Below are 22,482 nucleotides of genomic sequence, written 5' to 3' on the forward strand. Positions count from 1 at the left end.
GCGGGTATGTCGAGCAGGGCATCCCACCGTGTGGCGGTTCTTCTGGGCGGCCCTTCTGCTGAGCGGGAGGTGTCTCTGTCCTCGGGGCGCGAATGCGCCAAGGCGTTGCGCACGGCGGGTTTCGAAGTGATCGAGATCGACGCGGGAGAGGATCTTCCGCAACGGCTGAGCGATGCCGCGCCCAATTGCGTTTTCAATGCTTTGCATGGTCGCTGGGGCGAGGATGGCTGCGTTCAGGGCATGCTCGAATGGCTCCGCATCCCCTACACGCATTCCGGTGTGCTGGCCTCGGCGCTGGCGATGGACAAGGCGCGCGCCAAGCAGGCCTATGCCGCCGCGAACCTGCCCATCGTGCAATCCGTGATCGCGACCAAGGGCGACGTGATGGCGCGGCATGTGCTGCCCGCACCTTATGTCGTGAAGCCGAATAACGAGGGTTCGTCTGTCGGCGTCTATCTGGTGATGGACGGCGCGAACTCCCCGCCGCAGCTGTCGGCCGAGATGCCCGAAGAGGTGATGGTCGAGACCTACGCCCCGGGCCGCGAACTGACCGTTTCCGTGATGGGCGAGCGCGCGCTTTGCGTAACCGAGATCATCACCGAGGGCTGGTACGACTATGACGCGAAATACCGCCCCGGCGGCTCGCGCCACGTTCTGCCCGCCGAAATCCCCGTCGAGATCACCGAAGCCTGCCTCGATTACGCGGTCCGCGCGCATCAAGTTCTGGGCTGCCGGGGGCTCTCGCGCACCGATTTCCGCTGGGACGAGGGCAGGGGGCTTGCCGGTCTGGTGCTGCTGGAGACCAACACCCAGCCGGGCATGACGCCCACCTCGCTTTCGCCCGAACAGGCCGCGCATTGCGGCATCGATTTCCCCGAGCTCTGCGCCTGGTTGGTGGAGGACGCCTCATGCGGCCGCTGAACGGTGTCCCGCCGCGCGAAGCCCCCGGGCATCGCCAAGGCCCTTCGGGTGGCATGGCCCCTCGTGTTTACCAACGCTCCAAACGTCCTACCCGCCGCGATCCCGCACCGTCGCGGCTTGCTTTCAAACTCGAACGGCTGTGGCTCACGCCCGCCGTGCGTGCCTTCACCCGGATCGGTGTGCCGATTGTTCTGATCGTCGCGGGCCTCGGGGTGTGGCTGGGCGATCCTGGCCGCCGCGCCGATCTCGTCGCGCAGGTGCAGGATGTGAAGGACGCGATCGAGCATCGCCCCGAATTCATGGTCAAGCTGCTTAAGATCGAAGGCGCCAGCCCCGAGGTCGCCCATGCCGTACGCGCGATGTTGCCGGTGGGGCTGCCCGCGTCGAGCTTCGATATCGACCTCGACGCCTATCGCGACACGATCCGCCGCCTCGATGCGGTGGCCGATGCGCGGCTGGTGATCCGTCCGGGCGGCGTGCTCGAGGCAGACGTGACCGAGCGCGTGCCCGCGATCCTCTGGCGCCAGCCGGGCGGTCTCGAGATGCTCGACGCGTCGGGCCACCGGGTCGCCACGCTGATTTCGCGCGAAGCGCGCCCCGATCTGCCGGTGATTTCCGGCATGGGCGCGGATAAGGCGGTGCCCGAGGCGCTGGAAATCATTGCCGATGCCGGTCCGCTTCTGCCGCGTCTGCGCGGGCTAGAGCGTCTCGGTGAGCGACGCTGGGATCTCGTGCTGGATCACGATCAGCGCATCATGCTTCCCGAGACGGATCCCGTCGCCGCACTCGACCGCATCCTCGCGCTCAACACCGCCGAGGATCTGCTCGCCCGCGATTTCACCGTGATTGATTTTCGAAACAAGGACCGTCCGACGATCCGGCTCAGCGATAACGCGCTCGCCGAATTCCGCCGGGTGCAGTCTGACATTCTCAAAGCGAGGGCCACGCAATGACCGATCTCTACGAGTTCCAGCGCGCAATGCGCAACATGCGTAAGGCAGCGATGCAACGGGGCGTGATCGCGCTTCTCGATATCGGCAGTTCCAAGATCGCCTGCCTCGTTCTGAAATTCGACAATCCGAACGGGTCCGAGGATGAGGACTCGCTGGCCGGGCACGCCTCGGTGCGGGTGATCGGGGCCGCGACGACGCGTTCGCGCGGGGTGCGCTTCGGCGAGATCGACGCGATGGCAGAGACCGAGCGCGCGATCCGGACCGCCGTGCAGGCCGCGCAGAAGATGGCCAATACCCGCGTCGATCACGTCATCGCCTGTTTCGCGGGCGCCGAGCCGCGGTCCTACGGGCTGGCGGGCGAGATCGAAGTGCAGGGCGATCAGGTCACCGAGGTCGATGTGAGCCGCGTGCTGGCATCGTGCGATATCCCGCCGCTCGGGGCAGGGCGCGAGGTGCTTCATGCGCAGCCGGTAAACTTCGCACTCGATCACCGCTCGGGTCTGGCCGATCCGCGGGGCCATGCGGGGCAGCGCCTCGCGGTCGACATGCATCTGCTGACCGTCTCCGACACCGCGATCCAGAACCTGATCTATTGCATCCGTCGCTGTGATCTCGAACTCGCGGGCATCGCCAGCTCGGCGTACGTTTCGGGCGTCTCCAGCCTGGTCGAGGACGAGCAGGAACTGGGCGCGGCCTGCATCGACATGGGCGGCGGCGCGACCGGCGTGTCGATCTTCATGAAGAAACACATGATCTATGCCGACGCGGTGCGGCTGGGCGGCGAGCACGTCACCCGCGACATCGCGGCGGGGCTGCGGGTGCCGATGTCGGTGGCCGAGCGGATCAAGACCTTCCACGGCGGCGTCGTCGCCACCGGCATGGACGATCGCGAGATGATCGAGCTCGGCGGCGACTCGGGCGACTGGGAGAAGGACCGCCGCCAGGTGAGCCGCGCCGAACTGATCGGAATAATGCGTCCGCGCGTCGAGGAAATCCTCGAAGATGTGCGCGCGATCCTCGATGCCGCAGGCTTCGAGCATCTGCCCTCGAAGCAGATCGTGCTGACGGGCGGGGCGAGTCAGATCCCCGGTCTCGACGGGCTGGCTGCGCGAATCCTCGGCCAGAATGTGCGGCTCGGACGGCCGATGCGGGTGCAGGGTCTGCCGCAGGCCGCGACCGGCTCGGGCTTCTCTTCCGTGGTGGGTCTGTCGCTTTTCGCGGCGCATCCGCAAGACGAGTGGTGGGATTTCGAGATGCCCCCCGAAACGCTGGGCGGGCGCTCGCTGCGCCGGGCCATCCGCTGGTTCCGCGATAATTGGTGAAATGTTGCAAAAGTGAAAATCGACTGATGTCAGACGCCTGTCGCGCGAAGTTCAAGTTCGCGTAGCGGCGGCGGTCTGACCGCATCATCCACACAATATGCTGACGTCTGCGCGAAATACCGCTGGTCACGGAATCTGGAGCTCCAGATTTTGTGGTCCGAAGCGGTTTTTTACGTGACGCTGCGGCGATTCATCGCTAAAATCGGTCTAATTTCCATTGAAATCGGCCTGGGACAGGGTCGGGCAGCAACAACAGGCGGACATACCACATGGCGTTGAATTTGATGATGTCAGAGCACGAGGACCTGAAGCCCCGGATCACCGTATTCGGCGTCGGGGGCGCGGGCGGGAACGCGGTCAACAACATGATCGAGCAGCAGCTTGAGGGCGTGGAATTCGTGGTCGCGAATACCGACGCTCAGGCGCTGCAGCAGTCCAAGTCGCAGGCCCGGGTCCAGATGGGCACCAAGGTCACCGAGGGTCTGGGCGCAGGCGCACGTCCCACGGTGGGCGCGGCCGCGGCCGAAGAAAGCATCGAGGCGATCGTCGATCACCTCGCTGGCGCGCATATGTGCTTCATCACCGCTGGCATGGGCGGCGGCACCGGCACCGGGGCTGCTCCGATCATCGCGCAGGCCGCGCGTGAGCTGGGTGTTCTGACCGTCGGCGTCGTGACCAAGCCGTTCCAATTCGAAGGCTCCAAGCGGATGCGTCAGGCCGAGCAGGGCCTCGAAGAGCTCCAGAAGGTCGTCGACACGCTGATCATCATTCCGAACCAGAACCTGTTCCGTCTGGCCAATGAGAAGACCACCTTCACCGAAGCCTTCTCGATGGCCGACGACGTTCTGTATCAGGGCGTGAAGGGCGTGACCGACCTGATGGTCCGTCCGGGCCTGATCAACCTCGACTTCGCCGACGTGCGTGCGGTGATGGACGAGATGGGCAAGGCGATGATGGGCACCGGCGAGGCGACGGGCGAAGATCGCGCGGTTCAGGCCGCCGAGAAGGCCATCGCGAACCCGCTCCTCGACGAGATCTCGCTGGCAGGCGCCAAGGGCGTGCTGATCAACATCACCGGCGGCTACGACCTGACGCTGTTCGAGCTCGACGAAGCGGCCAACCGCATTCGCGAAGAGGTCGATGCGGATGCCAACATCATCGTCGGCTCGACGCTGGACCCCGACATGGAAGGCGCGATGCGCGTTTCCGTGGTCGCGACCGGTATAGATGCGCTGGCCACCCCGGCGGAAGTCCCGGTGCCGCGCCGCTCGCTCGCCGAGCCGCTGAAGCCCGCGGAAACCGCAGCCGAAGCTACCATCGAGCATGCGCCTGCTCCGGCGCCGCAGCCCGCTCCGGCCCCGCAGCCCGCGCCGCAACAGGCACCGGCCGCTCAGGCAGCCCCGCAGCCCGCGCCGCAACAGACCGCACAAGAGCGGACTCTGTTCGACGCGCCCGCAGCTCGCGCCACGATGGAGCAGCCGCGCGCTCAGGAAGCCGCTGACGACCTGCCGCCGCCGGCCTATCGTCCGCAGCCTGCGCCCGCGCAGGATCTGCATGTCGAAGACGGCGCGCATGACTATGTCGCACCGCGTCCGCGTCAGCCCGGCACCCCTTCGCCGGAAGCCCTGCGTCGTCTCGAGGCGGCGGTGAACAAGGCTCCGTCGAGCGCGCCCGCGCAGCGTCCGATGGCGGCGACTCGTCCGGCCGCACCGCAGCAGCCGCAACCGCAGCCGCAGGCAGAGCGTCCGCGCTTTGGCATCAATTCGCTGATCAATCGCATGACCGGCCACGGCCATGCCGAGCAGGGCCACGCGCCCCAGCAGCACGCTCCGCAGCAGCCCGCGCCGCAGCCCCAGCAGCAGCGTCCGCAGACCGCTCAGCCGCGTGCCGAGGCCTATGATGATGAGCAATCCGAGGATCAGGATCGCATCGAGATCCCGGCATTCCTGCGCCGTCAGGCGAATTAATCGCTCACAAAGACTTCACGAAACGTCGAAAAAGGCCTGCGAGAGCGGGCCTTTTTCTATTATAAATTAGGGGCTTATGTGCGTTTGCGCGGCGTTCCGCCCGATCGCGGACGCAATGTTTCAGGCCGTTACAAAGAGTGAATTGTTAACCCCGCCGTCTCTGACTAACTGATGCTGCGGCTCTCGGACCCGTGTGTTCGTGGATCGCCAGAGAAAAAAGTTGTGAGGTTATCGTGCAGACGACGCTTGCCAAATCCGTGGCCTTTTCCGGCGTTGGGCTCCATTCGGGCGCCCCGGTCGAGATGCATGTGCATCCGGCGCCTGCAGGCCATGGAATCGTGTTCCGTCGCACCGATGTGTCCGGCGTGAACCCGCGTGTGCCCGCTTTGTGGAGCAACGTGCCGAGCGCGACGCTCTGCACGCTGATCGAAAACGAGGACGGCGTTCAGGTCTCCACGATCGAGCACCTGATGGCGGCTCTCGTGGGCTCGGGCATCCACAATGCGCTGATCTCGCTGGACGGGCCGGAAGTGCCGATCCTCGACGGGTCTTCGGCCCAGTTCGTCGCGGCGTTCCGCGCGGCTGGTTTGCGTGAGCTTGCCGCTGAACTGCGCGCGATCCGCATTCTCAAGCCGGTCGAAGTGCGCAACGGTCAGGCCGTGGCGCGCATCGAACCTGCCGCGGGCCTCGAGATCGATTTTGCGATCGACTTCACCGACGCCGCGATCGGTCGTCAGAGCAAGCGCCTCAAGATGGCCAATGGCGCCTTCGTGCGCGAGTTGATGGACAGCCGCACCTTCTGCCGTCTCGCCGATGTCGACGCGATGCGCGAGAAAGGGCTCAGCCTCGGCGGCACTTTCGAGAATGCCGTGGTCGTCGATGGCGACAAGGTGCTCAGCCCCGGCGGTCTGCGTCACGCGGATGAACCCGTGCGCCACAAGATGCTCGATGCGCTTGGCGATCTCGCGCTTGCGGGCGCGCCGATCCTCGGTCGCTATCGTGGCAACCGCGCGGGTCACGCGATGACCAACCAGCTTCTGCGGGCGTTGTTCGAGCGCCCCGATGCGTGGTGCTGGGAAACCTGTTCGCCCGCGCAGGCTTACAGCTTGCCCGGCGCTGGTGTATGCTCGGCAGCGGCACTGGCATCGGCCTGAATGCATCGCGGCCCGGTCACGGGTTCGCGGGCATCGGGAAAAGGGGCGTCAAAACCCGCAAAGGCATTTTGCGCCCCGGATTTTTCTATGCTAGGACATGCCGAACGGCCTCCGAAACGGGGTAGTGATTGACGGGTCCGGGGCCTTTCTCCGGCAACGAAAGAGGGATGGGGCAGGGCATGGCGCGCGGCAAACTGGCGGCAGCGAAACTCGGGGCTCTTGGTCTTGTAATGGCGCTTTCCGCCTGCGGTACTGACCCGAACAAAGCACCGAACCTCGAAAACTTCACGGCCAAGCAAATCTACGAGCGTGGCGAATACGAGCTGGAGGTCGGCAATCCGCGCCGCCCCAATACCGCGCTGAAGTATTTCTCCGAGGTCGAGCGGCTTTACCCCTATTCCCAATGGGCCAAGCGCGCGTTGATCATGGAAGCCTATGCCCAGCATAAGGCGAAGAATTACGAAGAAGCCCGCGCCTCGGCGCAGCGATTCCTCGACACCTATCCGGGCGACGAAGATGCGGCCTATGCGCAATATCTTCTGGCGCTCAGCTATTACGATCAGATCGATGAGGTCGGCCGCGATCAGGGCCTGACCTTCCAGGCGCTGCAGGCGCTGCGCGACGTGATCGAGAAATACCCGGATTCGGAATACGCCCAGTCGGCGATCCTGAAATTCGACCTCGCCTTCGACCACCTCGCGGGCAAGGAGATGGAGATCGGGCGCTACTACCTCAAGCGCGGTAACTACACCGCGGCGATCAACCGCTTCCGCGTGGTGGTGGAGCAATTCCAAACGACGAGCCACACGCCCGAGGCGCTGGAACGTCTGGTGGAGGCCTATCTGGCACTCGGCATCACCGATCAGGCGCAGACCGCAGGCGCGATCCTCGGCCACAACTTCCAGTCCTCACCCTTCTATCAGGACGCTTACAACCTGCTGCAAAAGCGTGGGTTGAAGCCCGAGGCGAAGGGCAACGGATGGCTGTCCAGCGTGTATCGTCAGGTGGTTCAGGGCAAGTGGCTCTGATCGGGGCCCTCATGGTCTGAAATGCTACATTCGCTGGATATCCGCGACATTCTGATTATCGAGAGGCTGGAGCTGGACTTCGGCCCCGGCCTCAATGTGCTCACCGGCGAGACCGGGGCGGGCAAGTCGATTCTGCTCGACTGTCTGGGCTTTGTCCTTGGCTGGCGCGGACGCGCGGAACTCGTGCGTCAGGGCGCCGATCAGGGCGAGGTGACGGCGGTGTTCGAGCTGCCCTCCGATCACCCCGCGCGCGAGGTACTGGCCGAAGCGGGCATCCCCGTCTCGGACGAATTGATCCTGCGCCGGGTGAATGCGCGCGACGGGCGCAAGACCGCGTGGATCAACGACCGCCGGGCGTCGGGCGACGTGCTGCGGCAGGTCTCCGCCTCGCTGGTGGAGCTGCACGGCCAATCCGACGATGGCGGTCTGCTCAACGAACGCGGTCACCGGGCGCTGCTCGATGCCTTCGCGGGCCATTCGGATCTGCTGGAGGCCACCCGCACGGCGTGGAAAGCCCGCGCGGCGGCGGCGCGCAAGCTGGAGGCGGCGCGGAGTTCTCTCGCGGCGGTGAAGGAAGAGGAAGAATTCCTGCGCTATGCGGTGAAGGAATTCGACACGCTCGATCCGAAACCCGGTGAGGAAGCCGAGCTCGACAGCCAGCGCCGCCTGATGCAGGGCGCCGCGAAAATCCGCGAGGATGTGTCGCGCGCCTTTGCCGCCCTCGGCCCGGAAGGGGCGGAGGGGATGATGCGCGACGCCGATCGCTGGCTGCAAGGCGCTGCGGACCGGGCCGAGGGGCGGCTCGATGCGCCGCTGGAAGCGTTGGAACGTGCCTTCCTCGAATTGGGTGAGGCCGCGCAGGGCGTGGAGACCGCGCTGGATGCGCTCGATTTCGACCCCCATGCTTTGGAGGCCTGCGAGGAACGTCTGTTCGCGATCCGGGGTCTTGCGCGCAAACACGGTGTGCTCGCCGATGAACTGGCCGATTTCGCCGAAGGTCTGCGCGAGAAGCTTGCCGCCTTGGATGCAGGCGAGGAAGGGATCGGCGCGCTTGAGGCCGATCTCGCGAAAGCAGGCGCAACCTACGACAAGGCCGCCGCTGCGCTGTCGAAGGCGCGTGCCGAGGCCGCGGGGCAACTCGATGCCGCGATGGCGGGCGAATTGGCGCCGCTGAAGATGGATCGCGCCGTGTTCGAGACGCGTCTCTCCGCGGGGGAGCCCGCTGTCGAGGGCACCGATACCGTGCGCTTCACCGTCGCCACCAACCCCGGTGCACCGGCAGGGCCGCTCAACAAGATTGCGTCGGGCGGCGAGCTGTCACGCTTCCTGCTCGCGTTGAAAGTCGTGCTCGCGCGCGGCGCCGATACGCTGACCCTGATCTTCGACGAGATCGACCGCGGCGTGGGCGGAGCCACAGCCGATGCAGTGGGGCGCCGTCTCGCGAAACTGGCCGAGGGCGCTCAGGTCCTCGTCGTCACCCATTCTCCGCAGGTCGCCGCCCGCGGCGCCACCCATTTCCGCGTCGCGAAATCGGTCAACAACGACATGACCACTTCCGAAGTCCGCGCGCTGGCCGAAGCCGAGCGCACCGACGAAATCGCCCGCATGATCGCAGGCGCCGAAGTCACGGACGCGGCGAAAGCTGCCGCGCTGGACCTGCTGAGGGGTTAAGGGGAGGGGAGGCCTCCCTCCGGGGGGGCTTACCCCGCCTCCACCACGAATTGCGCGGCGACGATTTCCCAGCCCGCTGGCGTCAGCCCGAGCGTTGCGGCCAGCGTGCAGCCGATCCGGCCCGCATCGGCTCCGTTTTCGGTGATGATCCCGGTCAGGACGAAGCGTTGGAGGACGACCGCGGCCTCGGCGCCGACGGCGCGCGATTTGGCCTTGCCGGTCACCAGCCGCGCGCGCGAGAAGGCGCCGGCGAGTTCGCCTGCGAACAGTTCCGCGATCTGGGTGCGGCCCGAGGCGATCCCGCCGGTGAGCGAGATGAAATCGGCATCTTCCGCGAAGAAGCCCGCAAGCGCCTGCGCGTCGCGCGCGCCCCAGGCTTTCGCAAAGGCGCGCGGCAGCGCGTCCGGGGTCTCGAAGCTCATTCGTCCTGCTCCACCAGTTTGCCGGGATTGAGAATGTTCTGCGGGTCGAGCGCGCGCTTGATCTGGCCCATCACGTCCCAGCCTGCACCATGCTCGCCGCGCATATAGCCCATCTTGCCCATGCCGATGCCGTGTTCGCCGGTGACGGTGCCCTGCATCTCGAGCGCGCGTTCGGCCATCTTCGCGGCCACCTGCTTGGCGCGTTTGAACTCGTCCTTATCCTCGGGAGCGAGCAGCAGGACCGAGTGGAAATTTCCGTCGCCGACATGGCCCACCACGGGGCCGATCAGCCCGGCCTCGAGAATGTCATGCTTCGTCGCGGCCACGGCCTCCGCCAGCCGCGAGATCGGGACGCAGATATCGGTCACCAGCCCCATGCAGCCGGGGCGATGCGCGATCGTGGCGGGGTAGGCGCCGTGACGCATCTTCCACAGCTTGTTGCGGTCCTCGGTCGTCGTCGCCCATTGGAAATCGGCGCCGCCCATCTCGGCCACGACCTCGCCGAAGCGCTCGGACGCCTCGGCCACGCCGCTTTCCGAGCCGTGAAATTCGATCATCAGATGCGGTTTCGCGGGGAAATCGGTGCCGTTGGCCTCGTTGAATATCTGCGCGGTAAGGTCGTCGACAAATTCGATCCGGGCCATCGGGATGCCCATCTGGATCGTCATCTGCACCGTCTCGACCGCCGCTTCCAGCGTATCGAAGGCACAGACAGCCGACGAGATCGCCTCGGGCTGGCCATGCAGGCGCAGCGTCAGCTCGGTGATGATCCCGAGCGTGCCTTCCGAGCCCACCATGAGCGCGGTCAGATCGTAGCCTGCCGAGGATTTCTTCGCGCGGCTGCCGGTGCGGATGATGCGACCGTCGGCCAGCACCACTTCCAGCGCCGCCACATTGTCGCGCATCGAGCCATAGCCCACCGTCGTCGTCCCGCTCGCCCGGGTCGCCGCCATACCGCCAAGCGAGGCATTTGCGCCCGGATCGACCGGGAAGAACAGCCCCGTCGCGCGCAGGTCTTCATTCAGCGCCTCGCGGGTCACGCCGGGCTGGACGCGCACCTGCATATCCTCGGCCAGAACGTCGAGCACGCGGTCCATCTTCATCAGATCGAGGCTGATCCCGCCGCGCACCGGCACGGCATGGCCCTCCAGCGAGGTGCCCGTGCCGTAAGGCGTGATCGGCACGTCATGGGCGGCGCAGATTTTCACGATCGCGCTGACTTCCTCGGCGCTGATCGGATAGGCCACCGCATCGGGCGGGGCGAAAGCAAACCATGTCTCGTTGCGGCCATGCTGGTCGCGCGCGCCTTTCGAGGCGTCGAGCCGGTCGCCCAGCAAAGTTTCGAGTTCCGCCAGCGCCTCTGCCAATGCCATGCACGCCTCCCATTTTTGCTGCCCAAGCTTTAGGCTCAGCCGCGCGCGAGTGAAAGGGTTCCTGCGGTTTGTCGGCGGTTTTTGTCTCGGATCAAGGATTTGTCGCGAATCTCTGCCTAGCTAGCAGCGCGCGGGTCCGGCAGACTTGCGCCGCAGGCAATGAAGAAGGAGCGCGCAATGATTTTCGAGAGCCGGAAATGGGACGAGATCGAGGTCGGTCAATCGGCGGAGTTGAAGCGGCTGTGCACGGCCGATGATTTCTACGTCTTCGCGGCGGCTTCGGGCAATCACAACCCGGTTCATCTTGAGGCGGAGGACGGCGATGGCGACGGCCAGAAGGAGGCCTATGCGCCGGGCATGTTCGTAGCCTCGCTGATCACCGCCGTGCTGGGTAATCTGCTGCCGGGGCCGGGGACGCTCTATCGCTCGCAAAGCCTGCGCTTCCACGATCTCGCGGCTGCCGGGCAGGAGCTCTGCGCCCGCGTCGAGGTGCTCGAGAAGCTGCCCGGCGATCTCTTGCGGATGAAGACGGAAGTGCGCCGCGTGGGCGATGACGCGCTGATCGTCGAGGGCGAGGCCGAGGTTCATGCCCCGCAGAAACATTTGAAATTCGATGCGCTCGAAGTGCCGGGACTGATCTCGCAGCGCCATCGCCATTTCGAGAAACTGCTGGAGAAGGCCGAGCCGCTGCCCGATCTGGTCACCGCCGTCGTCTGCCCCGAAGAGCCGGTGTCACTCGACGGTGCGCTCCTCGCCGCCGAACATCACCTGATCGAGCCGCTGCTGATCGGCCATCCCGAAAAGATCATGTCCGTCGCGAAGGAGCTGGGCCGCGACGTGACCAAGTTCGAGATCCTGCCCGCAGAGCACCCCCGCGATGCCGCGCGCATGGCGGTGCAGCTGGTCAACGAGGGGCGCGCGGGCGCAGTGATGAAGGGCCACCTGCATACCGATGCGCTGCTGAAGCCGATGCTCGACAAGGCGACGGGGCTGCGGGTCGGCAAACGCTTCACCCATGTCTTCGTGATGGATGTGCCCGGCGTCGTGCATCCTCTGATCGTCACCGATGCCGCGATCAACATCGCGCCCGATCTCGAGACCAAGGTGCATATTGTGCAAAACGCGATCGACGTGGCGATCTCGATCGGGATCGAGGTGCCGAAAGTGGGCGTGCTGTCTGCGGTCGAGACCGTGACGCCCGCGATCCCGTCGTCCCTCGATGCGGCGCTCTTGTCGAAGATGGCAGAGCGCGGGCAGATCACCGGGGGCGAGGTCGATGGGCCGCTGGCGATGGACAATGCCGTCGATCTGGCCGCCGCGCGCACCAAGGGCATCCGCTCGGCCGTGGCAGGCCGGGCCGAGGTGCTGGTAGCACCCGGCATCGATTCCGCGAATATGCTGGCCAAGCAGCTCGCCTATATCTCCCATGCGGAAGGGGCGGGGCTGATGCTGGGCGCGAAGGTGCCGGTGATCCTGAACTCGCGCTCCGATAGCGGGATGGCGCGGCTGGCCTCCGCCGCCGTGGCCTCGATCCACTACCACCGGACCTGCGGGGATCGCGCATGAGCACCCGCGCGATCCTGACGCTGAATTCCGGCTCGTCTTCACTGAAACTTGGGCTGTTTTCGGAAGATCTCGAGACGCTCGCACTTGGCCATGTCGACCGGATCGGACGGCGCGAGGCGGCGATGAAACTCAGCGGCCCCGACGGCGCGCCGCTGCCGCTGCCCGCCTCGGCCCCGGACGATTTCGCGACCAATGCGGCGGCGCTGCACACCGCGCTTGCGGCGTTTCAGGCGGCCTTTCCGGGCCTCGAGGTGATCGCGGTCGGCCACCGGATCGTGCATGGTGGGATCGACCATGCCGCCCCCGAGCCCCTGTCCGAACCGCTGATGAAGGAGCTGGCCAAGCTCGCTCCCTTCGCGCCGCTACACCAGCCGCATAACCTTGCGGGCGTGCGTGCGGCGGTCGATACCTTCCCCGGCACGCCGCAGGTCGCCTGCTACGACACCGCCTTTCATCGCGGCCATCCCTTCGTGAGCGACACTTTCGCCCTGCCGCGCCGCTATTACGAGAAAGGCGTGCGACGCTACGGCTTTCATGGGCTGAGCTATGATTTCATCAATGGTGAGCTGACCCGCACCGAGCCAGACCTGCACAAGGGCCGGATGATCGTGGCGCACTTAGGCTCTGGCGCGTCGATGTGCGCGATCGAGAACGGCCAGTCGGTCACCTCGACGATGGGGTTCTCCGCGCTCGAAGGTCTGCCGATGGGCACGCGTCCGGGCGAGCTCGATCCCGGCATCCTGCTCTACATGATGGATCAGGAGGGGATGAGCGCGTCCGAAATCTCGACGCTGCTCTACAAGGAATCCGGGCTTCTGGGCATGTCCGGCATCTCCAACGATATGCGCACGCTGGAAGGATCAAGCGACCCCAAGGCGAAAGAGGCGATCGACTATTTCTGCTTCCGCATCAAACGTCAGATCGGCGCAATGGCGGCGGCGATGGGAGGCTTGGACGGGATCGTCTTCACCGGCGGGATCGGAGAGAACTCGGCGCGCGTGCGTGCGCAGGCCTGCGAGGGTCTGGGCTTCCTCGGGGTCGCGATCGACGTCGGCGCCAATGCCGAGAATGCGCGCGAGATCGGGTCGGGCGCGGTTCGGGTGCTCGTGATCCCGACCAATGAGGAAATCGTCATCGCGCGGGCGGCGAAGGCCGTGCTCGACCTGTAAGCGATGGCGCTTGCGGGTCCTGCTGGACGCTCCGCGGGGGATATTTGGAGCAGTTGGAAGCAGAGCGCAGGCTTCCCTTCCAATTGCCCTAAATATCCCCGCCGGAGGCATCCGACGGCTTTCGGCGCGCGCAGTCTCAGATCGGCGCGCAGGCGGTTTGCAGCCAGGCCTTGGCGCGCTCGCCGACCTTCGGCGCGATCCGCTCCAGCACCTCCGCGTGATAGGCGTTGAGCCAGTCGCGCTCCTCGGGGCCGAGCAGATCGACGTCGATCAGGCGGCGGTCGATCGGCACCCAGGTCAGCGTCGAGAAGGAGAGCTGGTCGCGATTGTCGCCCTTGGCCTCGGCCTCTTCGGTGAGGATCAGGTTCTCGATCCGGATGCCGAATGCGCCCTCGCGGTAATAGCCCGGCTCGTTCGACAGGATCATCCCGGGTTCGAGCGGCAGGGTCGACACGCGGGAAATCCGCGCCGGACCCTCATGGACACAGAGCGCAGCGCCTACGCCATGGCCAGTGCCGTGATCGTAATCCCAACCCTCGGTCCAAAGCGGCGCACGGGCGAGCGCATCGAGATGGGCGCCTGCCACGCTGCGCGGGAAGCGCGTGCGTGACAGTGCTATCATGCCTTGCAACACGCGGGTGAAGGGGCGTTTGGCGTCTTGTGGCACATCGCCCACGGCGACGGTGCGGGTGATGTCGGTGGTGCCATCGACATATTGGCCGCCCGAATCCACCAGCAGCAATTCACCCGGTTTCACGGGCCGGTTGGTGTCCTCGTTCACGCGATAATGGACGATCGCGCCATTGCCACCCGCGCCGCAGATCGTCTCGAAGGAGATGTCGATCAGCGCGTTGGTGTCGCAGCGGAAGCCCTCGAGCGCGGTGACCACGTCGATCTCGGTCAGCTTGCCTTTCGGGGCTTCCGTGTCGAGCCAGCTCAGGAATTCGACCATTGCGGTGGCGTCGCGCAGATGCGCCGCTTCCATGCCTGCGACTTCGGCGGCGTTCTTGCGCGCCTTCGGCAGGATACAGGGATCGCGCGCCTCATGGATCTTGGTGTCGTGATCGGCCAGCAGCAGCGAAACGGCCAGCGGTGCGCTGTCGGGGTCGACAAGCACCGGGCCTTCGATCGCCTCCAGCGCGGCGGTCAGGCTGTCGGGCGGCAGGATCGAGACCTCATCACCCAGATGGGCGCGCAGGTCGGCGTCGAATTTCGCGTCATCGGCAAAGAGCTTCACCGCGCCATCGTCGAAGAGCACCGCGAAGGACTGAACCACCGGGTTGCGGGGAATGTCGGAGCCGCGAATGTTCAGCAGCCAGCAGATCGAATCCGGCAGGGTGAGGACGGCGGCGGCGATATCGTCGTCGCGCAGCGCTTCGGCCAGACGGGCGCGTTTCTCTGCTGCCGTTTCGCCTGCGAATTCCGGCGGGTGAATGCGGGCCGGTTCGGCGGGCGGGGCAGGGCGGTCGTCCCAGACGCGGTCCACGAGGTTCTCGCTCTCGATCAGCGCGATGCCGGTGCCTTCCAGCCCCTCGCGGATTTTCGCGATCTCGGATTTCGTGTGCAGCCACGGGTCGAAGCCGATCTGGGCACCTGCGTGGGCATGGTCTTTCAGCCAGTCGGCGGGCTTCACCTCGGGCCAGTTCACCGGCGTGAAGTGGTCGAGCGAGACCTCGGCGCGCACCTGCACCCGGTAGCGGCCATCGACGAAGACGCCCGCGATCTCCGGCAGGGCGATGCAGAAGCCTGCCGATCCGGTGAACCCGGTCAGCCAGCCCAGACGCGCATCGCAGGGCGCGACATATTCGCCCTGATGCGCATCGGCGCGGGGAATGATGAAGCCGTCGAGCCCGGCTGCGGACATGGCTTCGCGCAGCGCCGCCAGCCGGGGCGGGCCCAGTTCGGGGCGCGATTGCACCGAGAAATCCTGAAACATCAGATAGCCTTCTTGATCCCGAGGAAGCGGGCGCGGGCCCGCGGATCGCTGTCGAAGAGGGAGGCGAGCTGTTCGGTCATGGCGCCCGCCAGTTGCTCCACATCGGTGATCGTCACCGCGTGCTGGTAATAGCGCGTCACGTCGTGGCCGATGCCGATCGCGATCAGTTCCACCGCGCGGCGGCGCTCCACCATCGCGATCACGTCGCGCAGGTGTTTCTCCAGATAGATCGCGGGGTTCACCGACAGCGTCGAGTCGTCCACCGGCGCACCGTCCGAGATCACCATCAGGATCTTGCGCTGCTCGGTGCGGGCGAGCATCCGGCGATGCGCCCATTCCAGCGCCTCACCGTCGATGTTCTCCTTCAGCAGACCTTCCTTCATCATCAGGCCCAGATTGGCCCGCGTCCGGCGCATCGGCGCATCGGCGCGTTTGTAGATGATGTGGCGCAGATCGTTGAGGCGACCGGGGCTTTGCGGGCGGCCATCGGCGAGCCATTTCTCACGGCTCTGACCGCCTTTCCAGGCGCGTGTGGTGAAGCCGAGGATCTCGACCTTCACATCGCAGCGCTCCAGCGTGCGGGCGAGCACGTCGGCGCAGATCGCCGCGATCGAGATCGGGCGGCCCCGCATCGAGCCGGAATTGTCCAGCAGCAGCGTCACCACCGTGTCGCGGAACTCGGTATCCTTCTCGACCTTGAAGCTGAGCGGCGTCGTCGGGTTCGCGACGACACGGGCGAGGCGGCCCGCATCGAGCATCCCTTCCTCGCGGTCGAATTCCCAAGACCGGTTCTGCTGCGCCTGCAGGCGGCGTTGCAGCTTGTTGGCGAGCCGCGAGACCGCGCCTTTCAGCGGGTCGAGCTGCTGATCGAGATAGAGGCGTAGACGCTCCAGCTCGGCCGGTTCGGCCAAGTCCTCGGCGGCGATCTCTTCGTCGAATTCGGTGGTGTAGACGACGTAGTTCGGATCGGCCTGTGAATGCGGCGGGGGCGGCGGCGGCTCCAGCGGCGCATCGGCCTGCGGCATGTCCATCTCGTCGCTCATTTCCTGATCGGCGAGATCGTCGGAGCTGACGGAGGTCTGGGTCTGGTCGTCCTGCGCTTCCTGGCTGGATTCCGGCGTGGCCTCGGCCTCGTCGTCCTCCTGCTCGTCGCGGGCCTGATTTTCGCCCTGTTCCTCGTCGGCGTTTTCTTCCTGCTCGTCCTCGGCCTCGTCGCCCATATCCTCGTCGGGATCGTCGCCCAACTGATCGGCATAGCCGAGATCGGCGATCACCTTGCGGGTGAGGCGCGCGAAGGCGGCCTGATCGGCGAGGACGTGATTGACGTTCTCCAGATCGTCGCCCGCCGATTGCTCGATGAAGGGGCGCCACAGGTCGAGCACGTTATCCGCGCCGGGCGGCAGTTTCCGGCCCGTCGCCAGTTCGCGCACGAAATAGCCCGCGGCGACCGAGAGCGGCGCTTCTTCGGGGGCGCGGATCTGGGCATAGCCCTTGCGCTCGGCCTCATGGGCGATCTTGGCGTCGATATTCGACAGCGTGCCGGGCATGTCGCGCGCGCCCAAAGCTTCGCAGCGCGCGGTCTCCATCGCCTCGTAGATCGCGCTCGCCAGATCGCCCGAGGGCGCATAGCGGCTGTCGATCGCGGCATCGTGGTGGCGGCGGCGCATCGCCATCGCATCGGCCGTGCCGCGCGCCAGCAGAACCTCGTCACGCGTCATCCGGCGCGAGACCTGCGGCAGGCGCATCGTGTCGGCGGTCATACCCGAAGGGTCGACCGAATAGCTCACCGTCATATCGGGCGCGTCGGCCATCGTCTTGGTGGCCTCGGCCAGCGCCTTTTTGAAGGGATCCGCGGGGTTGTCGGAAGGCTTGCTCATAGCCTCAGATAAAGCATCGCGCGCGTCCGCCCGCAAGAGCCGATCGTGTGAGGAGCGCGCGGCAGATCGGCCCGGTTTGCGCGGGGCGGGGGCTGGGAAAGTTCCCGCTGCTGGCGCGCGGCATCCGTTCACCTGTGCACATAACGGGCGGGTTGGATGGGCTCAAACAGGGCTTACGTAGAGTTGAACACGAGACGCACGCCTCCCCCTGTGGCCTGACTTCCCCAATCGAAGGCCCCGTGCGACACACCGGACGATATACCCGAAAGGAGTTCGACATGAGCGAGACTTTGAACATCGGCCTGATCGTCGGCACGACGCGCGAAGGGCGCTTCGCTGACCGCGCACTCGAATGGTTCGAGACCAAGATCGATGCGCGCGACGACATGCGCTACGAGGTTCTGGATCTGCGCGAAGCCGCGCTGCCCTTCTTCGACGAGGTTGCTCCGCCTGCAGCGAAGCCCGTGACCAGCGAGAAGGCGCAGGCTTGGGGTGAGAAGCTCAAGGAATTCGACGGGTTCATCGTGGTGACGGCGGAGTACAACCACTCGATCCCCGCCACGATCAAGAACGCCTTCGACTACGCGTTCGAGGGCTGGCGTCGCAAGCCGCTGGGCACCGTCGGCTATGGCGGCGTGGGCGCTGCCCGCGCGGTCGAGCATCTGCGGCTCGTCGCGATCAATTTCGGCATGGTCCCCGTCGCAGGCGCGGTCAGCATCGGCGGTGCGGATTTCGTGAAGGCCTCTCAAGGCACGCCGATCGCGGAACTGGGCGACCATCTGGACGGTCCGGCAAAGACCCTGCTCGACGACATGGCGTTCTGGGGTCAGGCGGCGAAGCTGGCCAAGGGCGAGACAGAAAATCGTCAGGCCGCGTGATCCAGACGGATCTGCCACACGTAGTAGTAGAGTAACGAGTTTGCCCGGCCTCCGCGCCGGGCGTTTTTATGCGCGCCTCTTTTATGCGCGCCTCAGGGGGAGCTGCGATTACTGGAAAAGCCCCGTGCAGATCATCGGCATCCAGTCCGCGTGCAACGTGCTCAGCGGGAAGGCCCGGCGATCCTGCGAGCCCTTCGCGGTCTGGCCGCGCCGCGTCATGATGTAATCGCCATTGAGCAGGTTCACGTCGCAGGTGCCGGTATCCTCGGGATCGATCCGGTCGTAATAGCGGTAGCTGTAGCCCGAGACGACGAAGCCGCCATTGCGCCACGCGATGGAATAGGCGCTTTCCCAAGGGGTGCGCCCGATCCCGATCTGTTCGGAATGCAGCTTGAACGCGCTGTCGGAAAGCGGCTCGAGCGAGGGCGTCTGCCCGCCCATCTGGCCCGAAAAGACCACCCGTTCGATCGTCATCTCGCGTTTCAGCCCGAAGGTCGGGTCACCAAGATAGATCACCAGATCGGCCGCATCCGCGCCGTTCTGCACCAGCATCGCCGCATCCTGCGTGCCGTCGCCGTTCCAGTCGCCGGTGAGGGCCGCGAAAATCTCGCCATCCTTGGGCGCCTCCTGAGCTGCCGCCGCGAAGGGCAGCAACGCCGCGAGGAGCACGCCCCGGATCGCGAGGCGCGGGATCACGAAGCGAGGAAACAGGCTTGTGCCGTTTGTTGTCGTTTGTGCTTTCATCGGGCGCGTTCCTCTCCTTCGGCTTTTTGCCTCGTTCGACTGTACACAAAAAGTCAGCCTCTGCGGCGGGTTGCCCATGCGGGCACGGAGGGGTTGAGATCGAGTGTAGGGCCGGAAAAATGATCACTCTCGAAATAGGTGACCGCGGTTCCATTCAGTTTATGAAGCAAGCTGGCAATGCTTTGATCATGCCGGTGCTCTTTGAAATCCGGGTGGTTCTCTGCCTGTGAAGGCGTGTCATCGGAGAAATGATAGCCTTCGCTCGTGGCGATATCAGCCCATTCCTCCAGGAATTCGTGGTTTTTTGCGGCATTCAATAAGACGAGAAACCCGGCGCTGTATTGGCTGGTCTTCGCTTCGACGGAGGCGAGGGATAATCCGAGGCGCGTAAATAGATCGGCTTTCGTCCAATGAGATTCCGTATTGGCATGAACGAATGAAAGCATCCCGCTTGGGTGGGACTGCGCGATTTCGAGATATTCCTGAAAACGACGTCCGCCATTTGGGTTGAGAGTAGAACCCGCGTCGCGATAGACAACGCATTCGCCAGGTTCGGCTCGTTTCAGAGCTTCGAGAATGACGATGGGTTTCCAGATCCAGTATCCGAAGCCACGCTGCGTTTCCTGCATAAAAGCGCCATGCTTCGCGCGGAAATCGTGAGGCAGGGACGCAAAGGAATAAATATCTACTTCAGAGAAAAAATCACTCTGGCGCGCTTCATTATAAAATTGGTCTTTGCGCTTCGTGAACTTCCCGTCTGCAAAGGAGGCAAGGCGAGGTTTCGGAGCCGAGATTTGGAAAGCGGGGGCGACCTCCGGAAACTTATATAAGCTCTTTTCCGATTGCCGGCGGAATGCTTTTTTAAGAAGGCCGCCCATTCTTTCCTTGTCCGATTAACTTGCGATAGCCGCCGCCGATTCCGGCAGTTCCTCGTCGAAGAGGCGCTGGTAGAACTCGGCCACGGTCTGGCGCTCCAGCTCGTCGCACTTGTTCAGGAAGCTCAGACGGAACGCATAGCCGATATTGCCGAAGATGCGCGCGTTTTGTGCCCAGGCGATCACCGTGCGCGGCGACATCACTGTCGAGAGATCACCATTCATGAAGGCGGTCCGGCTGAGATCGGCCACGGTCACCATCTGGCTGATCGTCTTGCGCCCGGCCTCGGTGTTGTATTGCGGGTTCTTCGACAGAACGATCGCGACCTCGGCGTCATGGCTGAGATAGTTCAGCGTCGAGACCAGCGACCAGCGGTCCATCTGACCTTGGTTGATCTGCTGGGTGCCGTGGTAGAGGCCGGTCGTGTCGCCCAGACCCACCGTGTTCGAGGTCGCGAACAGGCGGAAATAGGGGTTCGGTGTGATCACCTCGTTCTGGTCGAGCAGCGTCAGCTTGCCGTCGGCTTCCAGCACGCGCTGGATCACGAACATCACGTCGGCGCGGCCCGCATCGTATTCGTCGAAGACGATCGCGGTCGGGTTGCGCAGCGCCCAGGGCAGGATGCCCTCGTGGAACACGGTGACCTGCTTGCCGTCGACCAGCTTGATCGCATCCTTGCCGATCAGGTCGATCCGGCTCACGTGGCTGTCGAGATTGACGCGCACACAGGGCCAGTTCAGGCGGGCGGCGACTTGCTCGATATGGGTCGATTTGCCGGTGCCGTGATAGCCTTGGATCATCACGCGGCGATTGTAGGCAAAGCCCGCGAGGATCGCCATCGTGGTGTCGGGGTCGAATTTGTAGGTGGAGTCGATCTCCGGCACGCGGTCGGTGCGCTCTGCAAACCCTTTGACCTTCATGTCGGAATCGAGGCCGAACACCTCGCGCAGGTCGATTTCTTCGGTGGGCTTGGCGGTCTGGTCGAGCATCGCGGACGTCCTTTCGTGGTTGGGTCGATTTGTGAACCATCGCGCGCAGGCGTGCAAGGGGGCGATGACGCGTGATGCGCGAGGCTGCTATCGGCCCGTTCCCGCCAGCGTGGCTTGGTTTGAGTTGACCCGGACCCGCCATCCGCTAGAAAGGCCGCAAAGCTTGAGGTGCATCATGCAGCATTACGAATACAAGGTCATCCCGGCGCCCGCGCGCGGCGACAAGGAGCGCGGCCTGAAATCCGGCGCGGACCGTTTCGCCCATGCGCTCTCGGGCGTGATGAACGAGATGGCCACGCGCGGCTGGGAATACCTTCGCGCAGAGACCCTGCCCGCGGAAGAGCGTACCGGGCTCACGGGCAAATCGACGGTCTATCACAACCTGCTCGTCTTCCGCCGTCCCACCAGTGCCGATCCGGCGCGCGCGGTCGGCGCACATCCCGATCCCGAGGATGCGGCCAATGACGAGGACGCGCCCGAGGCCAAGCGCCGCGCGCTTCTGGCCGATGCGCCGGAAGGCCGCGCGCCGAAACTGCGCGCCAATCGCGACGGGGCTGCCAAAGACGAAGACTGACGCGGGGCAGGGGCGTTGCGAAGGCTGCGTCCCGAAAGCGGGGCCGCCCGTCCTGAGCCGCCAGTTCCAAGACCTGCCGCGCGCCCCATCTCGGCGCGCCGGTTGTGTTGTCGTAGGGGCGCCCCGCACCGACCCTTGATCCGAGCAAATAGCGGCCCCATTTCCGCCCGACCCCCTTTCAACATCTGTCATTTCCAGTAGACTGCGTGACCCGACTCGGAGGCAGGCCTCAAACGCCGCCCCGAAGTGGCATTCGGGCAGCAGGCAAGAGGCAAGCATGAGCAACAGCGATCCTTTCGGCTTCAATATTTCGGCCGCGGCGGACAAGAAACGCCGCTCGCGTGGCAGGCGCGGCATGTCGGGGGCTTTCGAGACCTCGACCCGGATCTGCGACAAGGAAGGCTGCAACGAGCCGGGCAAGTACCGTGCGCCGAAAAGCCCGAAAATCCTCGATGACTACTATTGGTTCTGCAAGGATCACGTCCGCGAGTACAATCTGAACTGGAACTATTTCCAGGGTCAGTCCGAGGAGGAATTCCAGGCCTTCCTCGACAATGCGACCGTCTGGGAGCGCCCCACGAAGCCCTTCAGCAAGGCCAAGGAAGAGGCCGGCTGGGCGCGTCACGGGATCTCCGATCCGCATGAGATCCTCGGCGACAACGCCACGAAGAACCCCGGCCGGACGATGGGCCGCAAGCTGCCGCCGACCGAACGTCGCGCGCTCGACATTCTCGAGGCGAAGGACTCGATGACCAAGGCCGAGGTCCGCAAGTGCTACAAGGCGCTGATCAAAGTGCTGCACCCGGATATGAACGGCGGCGACCGCTCTCAGGAAGAGATGCTGCAAGAGGTCGTCTGGGCCTGGGACCAGCTGAAGGACAGCCGCAACTTCAAGTGACGGCAGGGGCTCTGCCCCCGTCGCTGGAGGGCGACAAATCTTATCTTAAGGAAGTGGGGGCTCTGCCCCCCGCGCTGACGCGCGTCCCCCGGGATATTTGCGCAAGAGCGAAGACGCCTTTTTACATGTCTTCGCTCTTTTGAAATATCCCGGGGTGAATGCCG

The 22,482-nt window shown here is 65.0% G+C and carries 19 protein-coding genes; 12 read left to right on the forward strand and 7 right to left on the reverse strand.

The window, feature by feature from the left end:
- Positions 1-6 precede the first annotated feature (6 nt).
- The 7 genes from BMI89_RS15175 to recN all read left to right on the forward strand — a co-directional run bounded on the left by BMI89_RS15175 (position 7) and on the right by recN (position 9,016).
- Positions 7-921, forward strand: a complete 915-nt coding sequence (locus BMI89_RS15175; RefSeq protein WP_078547620.1) for a D-alanine--D-alanine ligase — start codon at positions 7-9, stop codon at positions 919-921.
- Entirely contained in the window at positions 909-1,874 is a 966-nt protein-coding gene (locus BMI89_RS15180) for a cell division protein FtsQ/DivIB (RefSeq protein WP_078571670.1), read from the forward strand. The genes BMI89_RS15175 and BMI89_RS15180 overlap by 13 nt, the downstream gene beginning before the upstream one ends.
- On the forward strand, positions 1,871-3,196 hold the full coding sequence (gene ftsA / locus BMI89_RS15185; protein ID WP_078522995.1) for a cell division protein FtsA: 1,326 nt from the start codon (positions 1,871-1,873) through the stop codon (positions 3,194-3,196). Before BMI89_RS15180 ends, ftsA begins: the two co-directional genes overlap by 4 nt.
- Before the next feature lie 269 nt (positions 3,197-3,465).
- Positions 3,466-5,163: a cell division protein FtsZ gene (gene ftsZ, locus BMI89_RS15190; protein WP_078571672.1), complete on the forward strand. Its 1,698-nt coding sequence runs from the start codon at positions 3,466-3,468 to the stop codon at positions 5,161-5,163.
- A 233-nt stretch (positions 5,164-5,396) separates the two neighbouring features.
- Positions 5,397-6,317, forward strand: coding sequence for a UDP-3-O-acyl-N-acetylglucosamine deacetylase (gene lpxC, locus BMI89_RS15195; RefSeq protein WP_078522993.1), 921 nt, complete (start codon positions 5,397-5,399; stop codon positions 6,315-6,317).
- Between the two features lie 179 nt (positions 6,318-6,496).
- Positions 6,497-7,345 carry an outer membrane protein assembly factor BamD gene (locus tag BMI89_RS15200; protein ID WP_078571802.1) on the forward strand — a complete coding sequence of 283 codons (849 nt, stop codon included), beginning with the start codon at positions 6,497-6,499 and terminating at the stop codon, positions 7,343-7,345.
- A gap of 21 nt (positions 7,346-7,366) precedes the next feature.
- Positions 7,367-9,016 (forward strand): DNA repair protein RecN, encoded by a 1,650-nt coding sequence (gene recN / locus BMI89_RS15205; RefSeq protein ID WP_078571674.1) that lies wholly within the window; start codon positions 7,367-7,369, stop codon positions 9,014-9,016.
- Positions 9,017-9,045: 29 nt separating this feature from the next.
- On the opposite strand, the gene BMI89_RS15210 is transcribed toward recN, so the two are convergent.
- Together BMI89_RS15210 and BMI89_RS15215 are read right to left on the reverse strand one after the other, a co-directional pair.
- Positions 9,046-9,438 carry an SgcJ/EcaC family oxidoreductase gene (locus BMI89_RS15210; protein ID WP_078542649.1) on the reverse strand — a complete coding sequence of 131 codons (393 nt, stop codon included), beginning with the start codon at positions 9,436-9,438 and terminating at the stop codon, positions 9,046-9,048.
- Positions 9,435-10,811 (reverse strand): FAD-linked oxidase C-terminal domain-containing protein, encoded by a 1,377-nt coding sequence (locus BMI89_RS15215; protein ID WP_078571675.1) that lies wholly within the window; start codon positions 10,809-10,811, stop codon positions 9,435-9,437. The genes BMI89_RS15210 and BMI89_RS15215 overlap by 4 nt, the downstream gene beginning before the upstream one ends.
- Positions 10,812-10,988: 177 nt before the next feature.
- Here BMI89_RS15215 and BMI89_RS15220 point away from each other — a divergent pair, with 177 nt between their 5' ends.
- The gene (locus BMI89_RS15220) at positions 10,989-12,377 is read left to right on the forward strand and encodes a bifunctional enoyl-CoA hydratase/phosphate acetyltransferase (protein WP_078571677.1); all 1,389 of its coding nucleotides are present in this window, start codon (positions 10,989-10,991) and stop codon (positions 12,375-12,377) included.
- Complete coding sequence (locus BMI89_RS15225; protein ID WP_078571679.1) at positions 12,374-13,546, forward strand: acetate/propionate family kinase; 1,173 nt, start codon at positions 12,374-12,376, stop codon at positions 13,544-13,546. Before BMI89_RS15220 ends, BMI89_RS15225 begins: the two co-directional genes overlap by 4 nt.
- A gap of 136 nt (positions 13,547-13,682) precedes the next feature.
- Here BMI89_RS15225 and BMI89_RS15230 read toward each other — a convergent pair whose 3' ends face one another.
- Positions 13,683-15,482, reverse strand: coding sequence for an aminopeptidase P family protein (locus tag BMI89_RS15230; protein ID WP_078571680.1), 1,800 nt, complete (start codon positions 15,480-15,482; stop codon positions 13,683-13,685).
- Positions 15,482-17,359: a cobaltochelatase subunit CobT gene (gene cobT, locus BMI89_RS15235; protein ID WP_078571681.1), complete on the reverse strand. Its 1,878-nt coding sequence runs from the start codon at positions 17,357-17,359 to the stop codon at positions 15,482-15,484. Before cobT ends, BMI89_RS15230 begins: the two co-directional genes overlap by 1 nt.
- Positions 17,360-17,637: 278 nt before the next feature.
- Here cobT and BMI89_RS15240 point away from each other — a divergent pair, with 278 nt between their 5' ends.
- Positions 17,638-18,237: an NAD(P)H-dependent oxidoreductase gene (locus BMI89_RS15240; protein WP_078571682.1), complete on the forward strand. Its 600-nt coding sequence runs from the start codon at positions 17,638-17,640 to the stop codon at positions 18,235-18,237.
- A gap of 108 nt (positions 18,238-18,345) precedes the next feature.
- Here the strand turns inward: BMI89_RS15240 and BMI89_RS15245 are convergent, their stop codons facing one another.
- The 3 genes from BMI89_RS15245 to cobS are packed head-to-tail and all read right to left on the reverse strand — an operon-like array spanning position 18,346 to position 20,846.
- Complete coding sequence (locus BMI89_RS15245) at positions 18,346-18,981, reverse strand: hypothetical protein (protein ID WP_078571683.1); 636 nt, start codon at positions 18,979-18,981, stop codon at positions 18,346-18,348.
- 53 nt (positions 18,982-19,034) lie between these two features.
- Complete coding sequence (locus BMI89_RS20625; protein WP_143593922.1) at positions 19,035-19,859, reverse strand: hypothetical protein; 825 nt, start codon at positions 19,857-19,859, stop codon at positions 19,035-19,037.
- 15 nt (positions 19,860-19,874) lie between these two features.
- Positions 19,875-20,846, reverse strand: a complete 972-nt coding sequence (cobS, locus tag BMI89_RS15260; protein ID WP_078542657.1) for a cobaltochelatase subunit CobS — start codon at positions 20,844-20,846, stop codon at positions 19,875-19,877.
- Positions 20,847-21,021: 175 nt separating this feature from the next.
- Here cobS and BMI89_RS15265 point away from each other — a divergent pair, with 175 nt between their 5' ends.
- A complete protein-coding gene (locus BMI89_RS15265; RefSeq protein ID WP_078571686.1) occupies positions 21,022-21,420 on the forward strand; it encodes a hypothetical protein in 399 nt (132 codons plus the stop codon).
- A gap of 277 nt (positions 21,421-21,697) precedes the next feature.
- Positions 21,698-22,318 (forward strand): DnaJ domain-containing protein, encoded by a 621-nt coding sequence (locus tag BMI89_RS15270; RefSeq protein WP_078522979.1) that lies wholly within the window; start codon positions 21,698-21,700, stop codon positions 22,316-22,318.
- The last annotated feature ends 164 nt before the right edge of the window (positions 22,319-22,482 follow it).

It is taken from the genome of Thioclava sp. F36-7 (assembly GCF_002020075.1).
Taxonomy (GTDB): Bacteria; Pseudomonadota; Alphaproteobacteria; order Rhodobacterales; family Rhodobacteraceae; genus Thioclava; species Thioclava sediminum.